Raw genomic sequence first — 13,793 nt, 5'->3', positions numbered from 1 at the left:
CGGTGACCTCCACCGACACCCGCGCCCTGTCGCCGACGCCGCGCGAGCAGCTGCGCGACCTCATCACCGAGCTCGCCGTCGTCCGCGGACGCGTGACCCTGTCCTCCGGCGCGCAGGCCGACTACTACGTCGACCTGCGCCGGGTGACCCTGCACCACCGCGCCGCACCGCTCGTCGGGCACGTGCTGCTCGACCGGCTCGAGGAGCTCGGCCTGGGCACCGCGGAGATCGACGCCGTCGGCGGGCTCACGCTCGGCGCCGACCCGGTCGCGACCGCCCTGCTGCACGCCGCGGCGTCGCGCGGGCAGGACCTGGACGCGTTCGTCGTGCGCAAGGAGGCCAAGGCGCACGGCATGCAGCGCCGCGTCGAGGGGCCCGACATCGCCGGCCGACGCGTCGTCGTCCTCGAGGACACCAGCACGACCGGGTCCTCGCCGATCGCCGCCGTCGAGGCCGCCCGCGAGGCCGGCGCCGAGGTGGTGGCGGTCGCGGTCATCGTCGACCGTGCGACCGGCGCCCAGGAGCGGATCGAAGCGCTCGGCGTCCCGTACCACGCCCTGTTCGGGCTCCCCGACCTGGGGCTGTAGGCCTCGGACCGACGTGACCGACCGTGAGGTGCTGCCCGGCGGCAGCATGAGCGACCCCGTCCGGGTCGGTCGGACCGTGCGGCGTACCGCCGGGCCGTGGACGCCCACGGTGCACCGGCTGCTGGAGCACCTGATCGCCGCGGGCGTCGACGTCGTCCCGCGCCCGCTCGGGATCGACGACGACGGCCGGGAGGTCCTCGCCCACCTGCCGGGCGAGGTCCCGCAGTACCCCCTGCCGGGGTGGGTCTGGCACGACGACGTCCTGGTCGTCGTCGCCCGGTGCGTGGCGCGCCTGCACGCCGCGACCGCGTCCTTCCCCGCCGACGACGGCCCGTGGCAGCTCCCGACCCACGGCCCGGTCGAGGTGATCTGCCACAACGACCTCGCGCCGGACAACGTCGTGTGGGACCGCGGCGAGCTGGTCGGCGTCCTGGACTGGGACACCGCGTCCCCCGGCTCCCGGGTGTGGGACGTGGCGTACCTCGCCTACCGGTGGGTGCCGCTGGCCGACCCCCGCAACACCGACGCGCTGCCGGGCAGCCTGACCGAGCGCCGCCGGCGGCTGCGGCTGCTGCTCGGGGCGTACGCCCACCCGCTCGCCCCGGCGGCCGTGCTGGCGACCGTGGTGGAGCGGCTCAGGGACCTCGCCGCCTTCACCGAGCGGCGCGCGGACGGCCCGGGCCGTGGGCACCTTCGCGAGCACGCCGCGCTGTACCGGCGCGACGCCGTCTGGGTGACCGCGCACGCCGCCGCCCTCGCGGGCGAGCCGGGGGAGGCGGGCTGAGGTCAGCCGCCGTCGCGCACGCGGGCCACGAGGTCCGCGACGGAGTCCACGACGTGCGCCGGGCGGAACGGGAAGTGCTCGACCTGCGAGGCCCGGGTCGAGCCGGTGAGCACCAGGTAGGTCGTCAGGCCGGCCTCGATGCCGGCGACGATGTCGGTGTCCATCCGGTCGCCCACCATCGCGGTGTGCTCGGAGTGCGCGTCGATGCGGTTGAGCGCGGACCGGAACATCATCGGGTTCGGCTTGCCCACGAAGTACGGCTCACGGCCGGTCGCCCGGGTGATGAGCGCGGCCACCGCGCCGGTCGCCGGCAGGTCGCCCTCCTTGCTCGGGCCGGTCGCGTCCGGATTGGTCGCGATGAACCGCGCGCCGCCCTGGATCAGGCGGATCGCCTTGGTGATCGCCTCGAAGGAGTACGTGCGGGTCTCGCCCAGCACGACGTAGTCCGGGTCGGTGTCGGTGAGCGTGTACCCGCTCTCGTACAGCGCCGTGGTCAGGCCCGCCTCGCCGATCACGTAGGCGCTGCCGCCGGGCACCTGGTCCCGCAGGAACTGGGCGGTGGCCAGGGCGGAGGTCCAGATGGCCTCCTCGGGCACCTCCAGGCCGCTCGCGGCGAGCCGGGCCCGCAGGTCGCGCGGGGTGAAGATCGAGTTGTTCGTGAGGATGAGGAACGGCCGACCGTGGTCGCGCAGCGCCGTGATGAAGTCCGCGGCGCCGGGGATGGCCGAGCCCTCGTGGACCAGGACGCCGTCCATGTCCGACAGCCAGCACTCGATGGAGCGCGGCGCCGCGGGGGCGGGCCGGGGCGGTGCGGGCGTCCCCTGCGTGCCCAGCTCGCTCATCCGTCGACCTCCTCGGCCTCGACCCGCTCGGCTTCCAGCCGCTCCGCCTCGACCCGCTCCCGCTCGTGCGGCTCGTCGTAGCGGGGGTCGCGCCGGCGGCTGCGGGCGCGCAGCAGCTCGATCGCGACCGGCACCAGGGACAGCCCGACGATGAGGATGAGGATGATCTCGATGTTGGTGCGGACGAACTCGATCTGGCCGAGGAAGTAGCCCAGCACGGTCACGCCCACGCCCCACAGCAGCGCACCGACCACGTTGAACGACACGAACGTGCGGTAGCGCATCCTCGCGACGCCGGCCACGACCGGCGCGTACGTCCGCACGAACGGCACGAAGCGCGCGACGATGATCGTCCGCCCGCCGTACTTGTCGAAGTAGGCGTACGTCTGGTCGATGTACTCCTGCTTGAAGATGCGCGAGTCCGGCCGGTTGAACAGCCTGGGCCCGACCTTGTGCCCGATGAAGTAGGCCAGCTGGTCACCGACGAACGCCGCCGCGAAGAGTGCCAGGCACAGCACCCACAGCGGCACGGTGATCTCGTCCTGCGCGACGAGCATGCCCGCGGTGAACAGCAGCGAGTCCCCCGGCAGGAACGGGAACAGCAGCCCGGTCTCGATGAAGACGACGAGCACGATGCCGCCGAGCGCGTACGCGCCGAACTGGCTGATCAGGTGCTCGGCGTCGAGGAAGTCCGGGCCGATGGTCGCCAGCGGTCCGGCGGTGGGCAGGGCGGCCGCGAGCGCGGTCATGTCGATCACGCCCCCAGGGTACGGGGGTCGGTGTGCGGGACCTGTGCGCGCGGTCCGCAGATCCGGTGACCCTGCGCGGGTGCGGCAGGATCGCCGCGTGCCTCCCCACCCCGACGACGAGCGGACCGACCCTGACGAGTCGGCTGAGCGGACCCGGCCCGACGACCGGCCGGTGGAGGTCGGCGTGGGGCCGTGGCCCGGCGGACCGGCGGCCTGGCCGGACGACCCGCGGCTGGACCCGGTGCTGCTGGCCGAGGGCGACCGGCGCAACGTCGTGGACCGCTACCGCTACTGGACGCTCGAGGCGGTCGTCGCGGACCTCGACACCCGCAGGCACCCCTTCCACGTCGCGGTCGAGAACTGGTCGCACGACCTGAACATCGGCTCGGTCGTGCGGACCGCGAACGCGTTCGCCGCCGCCGAGGTGCACATCGTGGGCCGGCGGCGGTGGAACCGGCGCGGCGCGATGGTCACCGACCGCTACCAGCACGTGCGCCACCACCCCGACGTGGCCGCCCTCCTCGCGTGGGCCGGCGCGGCGGGGCTGCCGGTCCTCGGCGTCGACAACCTGCCGGGGTCGGTCCCGCTGGAGGGGTACCGGCTGCCGCGGGCGTGCGTGCTGCTGTTCGGCCAGGAGAGCACCGGCCTGTCCGACGCCGCCCGCGCCGCCGTGCGCGACGTCCTGCACATCGCGCAGTTCGGCTCAACCCGGTCGATCAACGCCGGTGCGGCCGCGGCGATCGCGATGCACGCCTGGGTCGTGCAGCACGCGACCCCGCCCGGCACGGGGGCGTAGCGCAGGGCCGCCGGTGGCGCCCGGGACGGACGGCCCGACCCGGCCGCGGCCATCCGTGCCAGACTTTCACCCGGACACATCCCCACTCACGTGCAGGAGAGCACTCGATGGCCATCGCCACCCCCGAGGTCTACAACGAGATGATCGACCGGGCGAAGGCGGGCCGGTTCGCGTACCCGGCCGTCAACGTCACGTCGTCGCAGACCGTCACCGCCGCGCTGCAGGGCTTCGCCGAGGCGGAGTCCGACGGCATCCTCCAGGTCTCCGTCGGCGGCGCCGAGTACGCGGCCGGCTCGACCGTCAAGGACCGCGTCTCGGGCTCGCTCGCGCTCGCCGCGTACGCGACCGAGGTCGCCAAGGGCTACGGCATCACCGTCGCCCTGCACACCGACCACTGCACCAAGAAGAACCTCGACAGCTGGGTCCGCCCGCTGCTGGCGCACGAGGCCGAGCAGGTCAAGAACGGTCAGAACCCGCTGTTCCAGTCCCACATGTTCGACGGCTCGGACATCCCGCTGGACGAGAACCTCGTCATCGCCGAGGAGCTCCTCGAGCTGTCGCAGGCGGCCCGCACGATCCTCGAGATCGAGGTCGGCGTCGTCGGCGGCGAGGAGGACGGCCACGAGGCCGCCATCAACGACAAGCTCTACACCACTGCCGAGGACGGCCTGGCGACGGTCAAGGCGCTCGGCGCCGGCGAGAAGGGTCGCTACCTGACGGCCCTGACGTTCGGCAACGTGCACGGCGTCTACAAGCCCGGTGCGGTCAAGCTGCGCCCGGCCATCCTCGCCGAGATCCAGAAGGCCGTCGGCGACGCGATCGGCAAGGAGAACCCGTTCGACCTCGTCTTCCACGGCGGGTCCGGCTCGACCGAGGCCGAGATCTCCGAGGCCGTCGACAACGGCGTCATCAAGATGAACATCGACACCGACACCCAGTACGCGTTCACGCGTCCCGTGGCCGGCCACATGTTCACCAGCTACGACGGCGTGCTGAAGATCGACGGCGAGGTCGGCAACAAGAAGGCCTACGACCCGCGCGCCTGGGGCAAGCTCGCCGAGGCCGGCATGGCCCAGCGCATCGCCGAGGCGTGCCGCCAGCTGCGGTCCGCCGGCAACCGGATGGGCTGACCGCTCCACCAGCAGTGCACGAGGCCCCGCGGCTTTCGCCGCGGGGCCTCGTGTCGTTCGGGGCGAGTGCCGGTCAGGACGTCGTGCTGGACCCGTCCGGTGCCGGGTCGAAGCCCGGGTCGCCGTCGACGACGTCGAGCAGCTCGCCGATCCGGGTGACCTCGAGCAGGAAGCGGACCGTCGGGGGGACCCGGATCAGCCGCACCCGGGACGGGCTGCGCGTGGACAGCCGGGCCAGGAACGCGACACCGGACGAGTCCATGAACGTCACGTGGTGGGCGTCGACCTCGATCGGCAGCCCGGCCGCCTCGGCCTCGGCCGTGGCCTCCTGGAGGTCCGACCCCAGGTCCGCGTCGACCTCACCGGACAGCACGATGCGGGTGCGCTCGGCGCCCACGATGACGTGCACGGAGCCCGGCTCTGCTGCTGTCGCGGCGTGCGTCCCGGTCAGCGGGACCGCCGTGTCCATCCCCGTGGGACCGTCGTCCATCGGGCTGTTACCGTCTCGCACAATGCTCCTCTTCGCAGGCCACCACGTGTGCCTCGGCAGCGCGTGAAGGCGGCGCGCTGGGGGCTCCTTCTGGAACGCTAGACGATCGGAGGCGATCGTGGTCAATTCTCTGACCCCCGACCTGCCGCCGACGTCCATGGCGCAGCTCCTGGACCGGGCGCTGCAGGCCACCGACCTGGCCGTCGTCATCACCGACGCCCGCGCCCCCGGTCAGCCGATCGTGTGGGTCAACGACGCCTTCATCGCCGCGACCGGGTACACCCGGGCCGAGGTGCTCGGCCGCAACCCGCGGATCCTGCAGGGGCCCGCCACGGACGTCGCGCACGCGCGCCGGCTCGCGCAGGCCGTCGCCGAGGAGCGCGCCGCGCGGGTCACCCTGGTCAACTACCGGCGCGACGGCGGCGCCTTCTGGAGTCAGGTCTCGATCTCGCCCGTGCGGGACGACGCCGGCCGGCTCACCCACTGGGTCGGCGTCCAGCAGGACGTCAGCGAGACCGTCGCGCGGCGCGAGGAGGGCACCCGCGCCGTGCTGGCCGAGCGTCGCCGCGGCGCCGGCCTGGGGGTGGTCGCCCGGGTCTCGGACCTGCTCGCCGACCTCGACGAGCCGCACGCCCTGCGGCACATCGCCGACCTGCTCATGCGCGACGTGGTGGCGTGGGCCGGGTTCTTCCTGGACGACAACGGGCTGCGGCCCGTCGACGGGATCGACCTGTCGACCACGCACACCGGCCGCCGGCACCGGCACGGGCCGCCGCCGCAGATGACCGTGCACCAGCAGGCGCTCGAGCTCGCCGACGCCGGCGCCGCGGTCGAGGCCCCGCCCGACCCGGTCCAGCGGCTGCTGGACGGGACGGTCGACGGGCCGGTGGAGCTGGACCTGGCCGCGGACGAGGGCGGCCCGCGCACGGCCGGAGGGTGGCTGGTCGGGTACCTGCGACGCGAGCTGGCCACCCTCCCGCACCCCCCGGGGACGGTCACGGTGCTGCCGGTGCAGGGGCGCTCGCGTGTGCTGGGCGTGCTGGTCGCCGTCCCGGCCCGGGCCGGCGACCGACCGGACGGGCCGGAGCGACGGCGCGGCGTCGAGGACGGCGCCGCGACGGTGCTCCTGCTGACCGCCCGCCGGGTGGGCATGGCGGTCGAGAACGCCCGGCTGTACGCCCGCGAGCACCGGCTCGCCGAGGCCCTCCAGCGGGCGATGCTGCCCGAGCACGTCGACGTCCCCGGCCTGGACGTGTGGAGCCACTACGCCCCCAGCTCGACCCACGCGCAGGTCGGCGGCGACTGGTACGACATCCTGCCGGTGGGTCCGGGCGTGGTCGGGATCGCGGTGGGCGACGTCGCCGGGCACGACATCGAGGCGGCGGCGGCGATGGGGCAGCTGCGCTCGGTCGTCCGCGCGTACGCCTACGAGCACCCGTCCCCGGGTGACGTCCTGACCCGGGTGGACCACCTGGTGGCGGGCCTGCGCATCCCGCGCTCGGCGAGCCTCGTGCTGACCACGCTGCGGCACGCGTCCGACGGCGCCTGGACGCTGGAGTACGCCCGTGCCGGGCACCTGCCGCCGGTGCTGGTCCGGGACGGGCAGGTGCGCCAGCTCGCGGCGGCGTCCGGTCCGCTGATCGGTTTCGGCGAGGGCGCGCGCACGGCGGCCACCGAGGAGCTGCGGGCCGGTGACCTGCTCGTGCTCTACACGGGCGGTCTCATCGAGCGCCGGGACCGCTCGCTGCGCGACGGGGTCGGCGCACTGGCCGACGCCTGCCTGCGCCTGACGGCCCACGACGCGGCCGGGGTCGGCGAGCAGCTGCTCGCGGCCCTCGCCGACGCACCCGAGGACGACGTCGCCGTCGTCGTCGTCCGCGTGCCGGTGGACCGGGAGGCCCACGGCTCTGCGGGGGCCGGGGACCCTCGCCAGCGTCGCTGGCTGCTGCCCAGCGAGCCCGGCTCCATCGCGCAGGCCCGGCACGCCGTGCTGCGCACGTGCCACACCTGGCAGATCGACGGCGCGGCCAGCGCGGAGCTCGTGGTCTCCGAGCTCATGGCCAACGCCGTCCTGCACGGCTGGGGGCACGTCGCGCTACGGCTGTACGACACCGGGGAGGGACTGCGGATCGAGGTGGAGGACGCCAACCCGGCGCCGCCGGTCGCCACCGACGGTCACTCGGGCAAGATCGGTGGGTTCGGCATGCAGATCGTCGAGCGGCTCGCGGAGTGGGGCTGGCGGCCCAGCGGCAGCGGCAAGCTCGTGTGGGCGCGGGTCCGGCCGTCGGCACTGCCGGCGCCGTCACGTCCCCCGACCTGACCGGGACGTGCTCTACCCCTCGCCGCGGTCCGTGGCGACGGGCTGCACGCCGTCGACGGGCGTGGCCGGCTCGCACCGGTGGGTCTCGTCGATCCGGAACAGGCTCAGCGCCCCGCACACCTCGAGCACGAAGAGGTCCCGCGGGTCCGGGTTGCGCAGCACCGTCGCGCCGCCCCGGCGCCGCGAGGAGTCGGCCAGGGAGATGAGGAACGCCGCGCCGGTGGAGTCCATGAAGGTCACCCGGCACATGTCGATCACCAGCAGCTGGCGCCGCAGGCCCGTCACGCGGGCGGCGATCTCGGGGAACTGGTCCCGCTCGACGAGGTCGAGGTCGCCGGCGATGACCAGTGTCGTGGTCGACGGGGACGTGGCGATCTCGATCACGGCAAGGCTCCGAGCATCCAGGCGGCGCACCCGTGCGCGCCGCGCGCGCCCCGGCCGGGGCGAGGGGCGCAGCCGGCGGAGCGGGTCGACTGTAACCACGGGGCCGCGGGGACCGCTCGGTGAGGTCCGGACGGGCGGTGCGCGGGTGACGGCGTGCGCACCGCATGCGCCCCGGCCCCACAATGGCCGCATGAGCCACGACCACCCCAACCTCCTGGGCACGCCCGCGACCCTGCTCCCGGCCGACGGTGCCGACGCGCAGGCCCGCGCGGTGCTGGCCGACGGCGCCGACGTCCGCGACGCGGTCCGCGCCGCCCCCGCGTCGTCGTACGTGTGGGCGCTGCTGGCCGAGCGCGCGCTCGCCGGGCACGACGCGCACCCGGCCGACCCCGTCGCGGCGTACGCCTTCGCGCGCACCGGCTACCACCGCGGCCTGGACGCGCTGCGGCGTGCCGGGTGGCGGGGGCAGGGGCCCGTCCCGGCGTCCCACGAGCCCAACCAGGGCTTCCTGCGGGCTCTGCTCGCGCTCGCCGACGCCGCCGACGCCATCGGCGAGGGGGACGAGGCCGAGCGGTGCCGGACGTTCCTCACCGACTCCGGGACCAGCGCCGACGAGGTCCGCGCCCTGCGCTGAGCCGGGCGGCTCGACCGCCGGTCAAGCCCGATCCATGGCACCCCCATGGGCGTGCCACCGGCGGGCCTCGGGTAGCCTTTCGGCGGTACCGGGTCGCTGCCGCCCGGGGCCGCGGGTGCGCCGTCGGCGATCGGGCCGGGCGCCCACCTCCGCCGTCGGGCAGCCGTGAGAGTGGTGATGAGATGCCAGCCGTCGTGGTCGTCGGGGCCCAGTGGGGCGACGAGGGCAAGGGCAAGGCGACCGACCAGCTCGGGTCACGCGTCGACTACGTCGTGAAGTACAACGGCGGCAACAACGCCGGGCACACGGTGGTCGTGGGCGGGGAGAAGTACGCCCTGCACCTGCTGCCGTCCGGGATCCTGTCCCCGGGGGTCGTGCCGGTGATCGGCAACGGCGTCGTGGTCGACCTCGCGGTGCTGTTCTCCGAGCTCGACGCGCTCATCGCGCGCGGCGTGGACGTCGGCCGGCTGATGGTCTCCGGCAACGCGCACCTCATCGCGCCGTACAACCGGACGCTGGACAAGGTCACCGAGCGGTTCCTCGGCAAGCGCCGGATCGGCACCACCGGCCGCGGCATCGGCCCGACGTACGCGGACAAGATCAACCGCGTCGGCGTGCGCGTGCAGGACCTGTTCGACGAGAACATCCTGCGCCAGAAGGTCGAGGGCGCCCTCGACCAGAAGAACCACCTGCTGGTCAAGGTGTACAACCGTCGCGCCATCACCGTCGACGAGACCGTCGACGAGCTGCTGGAGTTCGCCGAGCGCCTGCGGCCGATGGTCGCCGACACCTCGCTCGAGCTGAACCGGGCGCTCGACGCCGGCCGCACCGTCCTGTTCGAGGGCGGCCAGGCGACCATGCTCGACGTCGACCACGGCACCTACCCGTTCGTCACGTCGTCGAACGCGACCGCCGGCGGGGTGTGCACGGGCTCGGGGATCGGGCCGACCCGGATCGACCGGGTGGTGGGCGTCATCAAGGCGTACACGACGCGGGTGGGCGAGGGCCCGTTCCCGACCGAGCTGCTCGACGACATGGGCGAGCACCTGCGTGCCACCGGCGGGGAGTACGGCGTGACCACCGGTCGGCCGCGTCGGTGCGGTTGGTACGACGCCGTCATCGCGCGGTACTCCGGCCGCGTCAACGGGCTGACCGACCTCGTGCTCACCAAGCTGGACGTGCTGACCGGCCTGGAGAAGGTGCCGGTCTGCGTCGCCTACGACGTCGGCGGCGTCCGGCACGACGAGATGCCGCAGGACCAGAGCGACTTCCACCACGCCACGCCGGTGCTCGAGGAGCTCGACGGCTGGAGCGAGGACATCTCGGGCTGCCGCACCTTCGAGGACCTGCCCAAGAACGCCCAGCGGTACGTGCTCGCGCTGGAGGAGATGTCCGGCACGCGGATCTCCGCGGTCGGCGTCGGACCGGACCGCGAGGCGACGATCGCGCGGCACGACCTGCTGGCGTGAGCGGTCGGCACGCCGCTCCGGACCGGTCCGAGCCGCCCGACGGGGTGCCGGACCGGCCGCTGGACGGGGTGCCGGGTCCGCAGGGCCGGGCTGGTCGGCCCGGCGGCGGGCCGTCCTGCGACGCCGGTGCCCCGGTCGCCGGCGGGCCGGCTGCGCAGTGGCGGCCCGCGCGGCTGCCGGGCGGCCGGGTGCTCACCGTCGGCGACGTCCGGCTGCGCCCGCTGGTCGCCGACGACGCCCCGGCCCTGTTCGCCGCGCTCGACGAGCCGCGCGTGTGGGCGGCGGGCTACGCCGGGGGACGCCGCCCGCTGACCGCCGGGGACATGACCGGGTTCGTCGACCGGCTGCTCACCCGGCCGGACCACGCCGCGTTCGCGGTCGAGGTGCTGCCCGACGGCGACCCGGCCGAGGCGTGGCTGGTCGGCACCAGCAGCCTCGGGGACGCGCGCCCGGCCGAGGGCCGGGTGTACCTGGGCTGGACGGCGTACTCGCCTGCGGTCTGGGGCACGCGCGTCAACCCGGCCGCCAAGCTCGCGCTGCTCGGGCACGCGTTCGACGACTGCGGCTTCCACCGGGTCAAGATCCAGACCGATGTCCGCAACGAGCGGTCCCAGGCCGCGATCGCGCGGCTGGGCGCGACCCGTGAGGGCGTGCTGCGCGGGCACCAGCCGCGTGCGGACGGCAGCTGGCGGGACACGGTCGTGTTCTCGATCCTCGTCGACGAGTGGCCCGCGGTGCGTGCGGGCCTCGAGGAGCGGCTGCGCACCGGACGCTGACGGCCGGCCGCTGCCGGGCGGCCGCGCACCACCGGCACCCTGTCCGCAGCCCGCTCGCCGGGATCGCCGGGATCGCCGGGATCGCCCGGATCGCCCGGCTCGGCCGGGTGCGGCCGGCTCAGACCAGGGTGAGCACCCCGAGCACGCCGACGGCGAGCGCCAGCGCCAGCGAGACGGCGATCAGCACCGCGTGCACCGTGCGGAACGTGGTCGCCCGACCGGCCGCGTCCCGCGAACGCGGGTCACGCGCGATCCGCTGCCAGAACCGTGGCCAGATCAGCAGGTTCCACCCGGCGGTGAGGACGAGGACCAGGGACCAGGCGAGGGGCAGCTCCACGCGGCCAGTATCCCCGAGCCGGCCGGTCGCTGCGGCGTCCCCGTGGACGCCCCGGTCGCCGGAGCCGGCGCGCACTACGCTGACGAGCCGTGAGGATCCTCGTCATCGGAACCGGCGCCCGTGAGCACGCCCTCGTCCGCGCGCTGGCCACCGGGTCCGACGGCCCGCACGAGCTGCACGCGGCGCCCGGCAACCCCGGCATCGCCGCCCACGCGACCCTGCACCCGGTCACGGCGACCGACGGCGCCGCCGTCGCGGCCCTGGCGACCGAGCTCGGCGCGGACCTCGTCGTCGTCGGCCCCGAGGCGCCATTGGTCGCCGGCGTCGCCGACGCCGTCCGGGACGCCGGCATCGCGTGCTTCGGCCCGGGCGCCGAGGCCGCGGCGCTCGAGGGGTCCAAGGCCTTCGCCAAGGAGGTCATGGCCGCCGCGGGGGTGCCGACCGCGATGGCGCACGTGTGCACGACGGCGCAGGAGGTCGAGGCAGCGCTCGACGCGTTCGGCGCCCCGCACGTGGTCAAGGACGACGGCCTGGCCGCGGGCAAGGGCGTGGTGGTCACGTCCGACCGGGACGAGGCGCTCGCCCACGCGCTCGCGTGCCTGCGGTCCCGCAGCGACGCCGGGTCCGTCGGCGACGCCGGGCGCCCCGATGGCGGCGGGCCGGAGCCGACCGTGGTCGTCGAGGAGTACCTCGACGGCCCGGAGGTGTCCCTGTTCTGCCTGACCGACGGTGCGTCCGTCGTCCCGCTCGCTCCGGCGCAGGACGCCAAGCGCGCCCTGGACGGCGACCAGGGGCCCAACACCGGGGGCATGGGCGCGTACAGCCCGTTGCCGTGGGCGCCGCCCGGCCTGGTCGAGGAGGTCGTGACCCGCATCGCGCAGCCGACGGTCGACGAGATGGCGCGACGCGGGACCCCGTTCGCGGGCGTCCTCTACGTCGGGCTGGCCCTGACGTCTCGCGGGACCCGGGTGGTCGAGTTCAACGCACGGTTCGGGGACCCCGAGACGCAGGTCGTGCTGGCACGGCTGGCCACCCCGCTGGCCGGGGTGCTGCACGCCGCCGCCACGGGCCGGCTCGCCGACCTGCCGCCGCTGCGCTGGCGGGACGAGGCCGCCGTCACCGTGGTGGTCGCCGCGCACGGGTACCCCGGGGACGTCCGCAGCGGTGACCCGGTCGGCGGGATCGAGGCCGCCCAGGCCACCGGCGCCCAGGTGCTGCACGCCGGCACCCGGACGTCCGACGACGGCGCGCTGGTCGCCTCGGGGGGCCGGGTGCTGTCGGTCGTGGGCACCGGCCCGGACCTGGCCGCCGCCCGCGACGCCGCCTACGCGGGCGTCGACGCCGTCACCCTGCCGGGCTCCCACCACCGCCGCGACATCGCGCTCGCCGCGGCCTCCGGGCAGGTCGCACCGTGACCCCCACGCAGCCCGACCCGCAGTCGAGCCCGCGGCCCGACCCTCGTCCCGGCGACCCGCCCGTGCTGGCCGGGTGGCGGCACCACTACGCGGGCAAGGTCCGCGACCTGTACCTGCCCGAGCGTCCGCACCCGGACGGCGACGTCGTCCTGGTCGTGGCCAGCGACCGGGTCAGCGCGTACGACCACGTGCTCCCCACGCCGGTCCCCGGCAAGGGCGTGGTGCTCACCCAGCTGAGCCTGTGGTGGTTCGAGCAGCTCGCCGACCTGGTGCCGCATCACGTCGTCACCGCGTCGGCAGGTCCGCACGGCGTCCCCGACGAGGTCGCCGGACGCGCGATGGTGTGCCGGCGGCTGGACATGGTGCCGGTGGAGTGCGTGGCACGCGGGTACCTCACCGGCTCGGGCCTCGCGGAGTACCAGGCCTCCGGTCAGGTGTGCGGCGTCCGCCTCGGTCCCGGGCTGGTCGACGGCTCGCGCCTGCCCACGCCCATCTTCACGCCGGCCACCAAGGCCGACGTCGGGGAGCATGACGAGAACGTGTCCCTCGACGTCGTCGCCGCCCAGGTCGGCGGCCCGACCGCGCACCGGCTGCGGGACCTCACCCTCGCGATCTACGCGCGCGCCGAGGCGATCGCCGGTGAGCGCGGCGTGGTGCTCGCCGACACCAAGCTCGAGTTCGGTCGGCTCCCCGGCAGCGACGCGCTGGTCCTGGGTGACGAGGTGCTGACCCCCGACTCGTCGCGGTTCTGGCCCGCCGACGGGTGGCAGCCCGGGCGCGCGCAGCCGAGCTTCGACAAGCAGTACGTGCGGGACTGGCTGACGTCGGCGGAGTCCGGCTGGGACCGCACGTCCGACACGCCCCCGCCCCCGCTTCCCGACGACGTCGTGCGCCGCACGACGGACCGCTACCTGGAGGCGTACGAGCGGCTGACCGGTCGTCCGCTCGCCTGACCCGCCACCCGCTCGCCTGACCCGCCACCCGCTCGCCTGACCCGCCACCCGCTCGCCTGACCCGCCACCTGCTCGCCTGACCCGCCACCTGCTCGCCTGACCCGCCACCTGCTCGCCTGACCCGCCA

The 13,793-nt window shown here is 75.0% G+C and carries 15 protein-coding genes; 10 read left to right on the top strand and 5 right to left on the bottom strand.

All coding sequences use genetic code 11. The features are described 5' to 3' along the window. The first annotated feature begins 2 nt into the window (after positions 1–2). Positions 3–587, top strand: a complete 585-nt coding sequence (pyrE, locus tag Q0840_RS08250; RefSeq protein ID WP_298458576.1) for an orotate phosphoribosyltransferase — start codon at positions 3–5, stop codon at positions 585–587. 13 nt (positions 588–600) lie between these two features. Then, on the top strand, positions 601–1,371 hold the full coding sequence (locus Q0840_RS08245; RefSeq protein WP_298458573.1) for a phosphotransferase: 771 nt from the start codon (positions 601–603) through the stop codon (positions 1,369–1,371). A gap of 2 nt (positions 1,372–1,373) precedes the next feature. On the opposite strand, the gene Q0840_RS08240 is transcribed toward Q0840_RS08245, so the two are convergent. Next, complete coding sequence (locus tag Q0840_RS08240; protein WP_298459071.1) at positions 1,374–2,126, bottom strand: HAD-IIA family hydrolase; 753 nt, start codon at positions 2,124–2,126, stop codon at positions 1,374–1,376. Between the two features lie 83 nt (positions 2,127–2,209). Beyond that, positions 2,210–2,962, bottom strand: a complete 753-nt coding sequence (locus Q0840_RS08235; protein ID WP_298459070.1) for a DedA family protein — start codon at positions 2,960–2,962, stop codon at positions 2,210–2,212. 172 nt (positions 2,963–3,134) lie between these two features. Between Q0840_RS08235 and Q0840_RS08230 the strand changes: the two genes are divergently transcribed. Together Q0840_RS08230 and fbaA are read left to right on the top strand one after the other, a co-directional pair. After that, positions 3,135–3,758 (top strand): TrmH family RNA methyltransferase, encoded by a 624-nt coding sequence (locus Q0840_RS08230; protein ID WP_298459068.1) that lies wholly within the window; start codon positions 3,135–3,137, stop codon positions 3,756–3,758. Positions 3,759–3,865: 107 nt separating this feature from the next. Beyond that, positions 3,866–4,888, top strand: a complete 1,023-nt coding sequence (gene fbaA / locus Q0840_RS08225; RefSeq protein WP_298458570.1) for a class II fructose-bisphosphate aldolase — start codon at positions 3,866–3,868, stop codon at positions 4,886–4,888. Between the two features lie 73 nt (positions 4,889–4,961). Here fbaA and Q0840_RS08220 read toward each other — a convergent pair whose 3' ends face one another. After that, positions 4,962–5,357 (bottom strand): STAS domain-containing protein, encoded by a 396-nt coding sequence (locus tag Q0840_RS08220; RefSeq protein WP_298459066.1) that lies wholly within the window; start codon positions 5,355–5,357, stop codon positions 4,962–4,964. 139 nt (positions 5,358–5,496) lie between these two features. Here Q0840_RS08220 and Q0840_RS08215 point away from each other — a divergent pair, with 139 nt between their 5' ends. Next, positions 5,497–7,698: a SpoIIE family protein phosphatase gene (locus Q0840_RS08215; protein ID WP_298458567.1), complete on the top strand. Its 2,202-nt coding sequence runs from the start codon at positions 5,497–5,499 to the stop codon at positions 7,696–7,698. 12 nt (positions 7,699–7,710) lie between these two features. Here the strand turns inward: Q0840_RS08215 and Q0840_RS08210 are convergent, their stop codons facing one another. Beyond that, positions 7,711–8,082 carry an STAS domain-containing protein gene (locus Q0840_RS08210; protein WP_298458564.1) on the bottom strand — a complete coding sequence of 124 codons (372 nt, stop codon included), beginning with the start codon at positions 8,080–8,082 and terminating at the stop codon, positions 7,711–7,713. A gap of 190 nt (positions 8,083–8,272) precedes the next feature. Here Q0840_RS08210 and Q0840_RS08205 point away from each other — a divergent pair, with 190 nt between their 5' ends. From Q0840_RS08205 to Q0840_RS08195, 3 genes are all read left to right on the top strand, one after another. Continuing rightward, the gene (locus Q0840_RS08205) at positions 8,273–8,716 is read left to right on the top strand and encodes a DUF3151 domain-containing protein (RefSeq protein ID WP_298458562.1); all 444 of its coding nucleotides are present in this window, start codon (positions 8,273–8,275) and stop codon (positions 8,714–8,716) included. 182 nt (positions 8,717–8,898) lie between these two features. After that, on the top strand, positions 8,899–10,185 hold the full coding sequence (locus Q0840_RS08200) for an adenylosuccinate synthase (RefSeq protein WP_298458559.1): 1,287 nt from the start codon (positions 8,899–8,901) through the stop codon (positions 10,183–10,185). Then, a complete protein-coding gene (locus Q0840_RS08195) occupies positions 10,182–10,961 on the top strand; it encodes a GNAT family N-acetyltransferase (protein ID WP_298458558.1) in 780 nt (259 codons plus the stop codon). Before Q0840_RS08200 ends, Q0840_RS08195 begins: the two co-directional genes overlap by 4 nt. A gap of 118 nt (positions 10,962–11,079) precedes the next feature. Here Q0840_RS08195 and Q0840_RS08190 read toward each other — a convergent pair whose 3' ends face one another. After that, entirely contained in the window at positions 11,080–11,298 is a 219-nt protein-coding gene (locus Q0840_RS08190; RefSeq protein ID WP_298458555.1) for an SCO4848 family membrane protein, read from the bottom strand. A gap of 89 nt (positions 11,299–11,387) precedes the next feature. Here Q0840_RS08190 and purD point away from each other — a divergent pair, with 89 nt between their 5' ends. Continuing rightward, positions 11,388–12,713, top strand: coding sequence for a phosphoribosylamine--glycine ligase (purD, locus tag Q0840_RS08185; RefSeq protein WP_298458552.1), 1,326 nt, complete (start codon positions 11,388–11,390; stop codon positions 12,711–12,713). Positions 12,714–12,775: 62 nt separating this feature from the next. After that, entirely contained in the window at positions 12,776–13,666 is an 891-nt protein-coding gene (locus Q0840_RS08180) for a phosphoribosylaminoimidazolesuccinocarboxamide synthase (protein WP_298459065.1), read from the top strand. Positions 13,667–13,793 lie beyond the last annotated feature (127 nt).

Origin of the sequence: uncultured Cellulomonas sp. (assembly GCF_947494015.1) — a bacterium.
Taxonomy (GTDB): Bacteria; Actinomycetota; Actinomycetes; order Actinomycetales; family Cellulomonadaceae; genus Pengzhenrongella.
Note: the sequence above shows the minus strand (reverse complement) of the source record. Positions and strands in the feature narration are given on the sequence as shown.

Excerpts from the sequence above, each read along its gene's own strand:
- Q0840_RS08240 (WP_298459071.1), bottom strand. The coding sequence starts at position 2,126 with ATGGACGGCGTCCTGGTCCACGAGGGCTCGGCCATCCCCGGCGCCGCG.
- Q0840_RS08235 (WP_298459070.1), bottom strand. The coding sequence starts at position 2,962 with ATGACCGCGCTCGCGGCCGCCCTGCCCACCGCCGGACCGCTGGCGACC.
- fbaA (WP_298458570.1), top strand. The coding sequence starts at position 3,866 with ATGGCCATCGCCACCCCCGAGGTCTACAACGAGATGATCGACCGGGCG.
- Q0840_RS08220 (WP_298459066.1), bottom strand. The coding sequence starts at position 5,357 with ATGGACACGGCGGTCCCGCTGACCGGGACGCACGCCGCGACAGCAGCA.
- Q0840_RS08205 (WP_298458562.1), top strand. The coding sequence starts at position 8,273 with ATGAGCCACGACCACCCCAACCTCCTGGGCACGCCCGCGACCCTGCTC.
- Q0840_RS08200 (WP_298458559.1), top strand. The coding sequence starts at position 8,899 with ATGCCAGCCGTCGTGGTCGTCGGGGCCCAGTGGGGCGACGAGGGCAAG.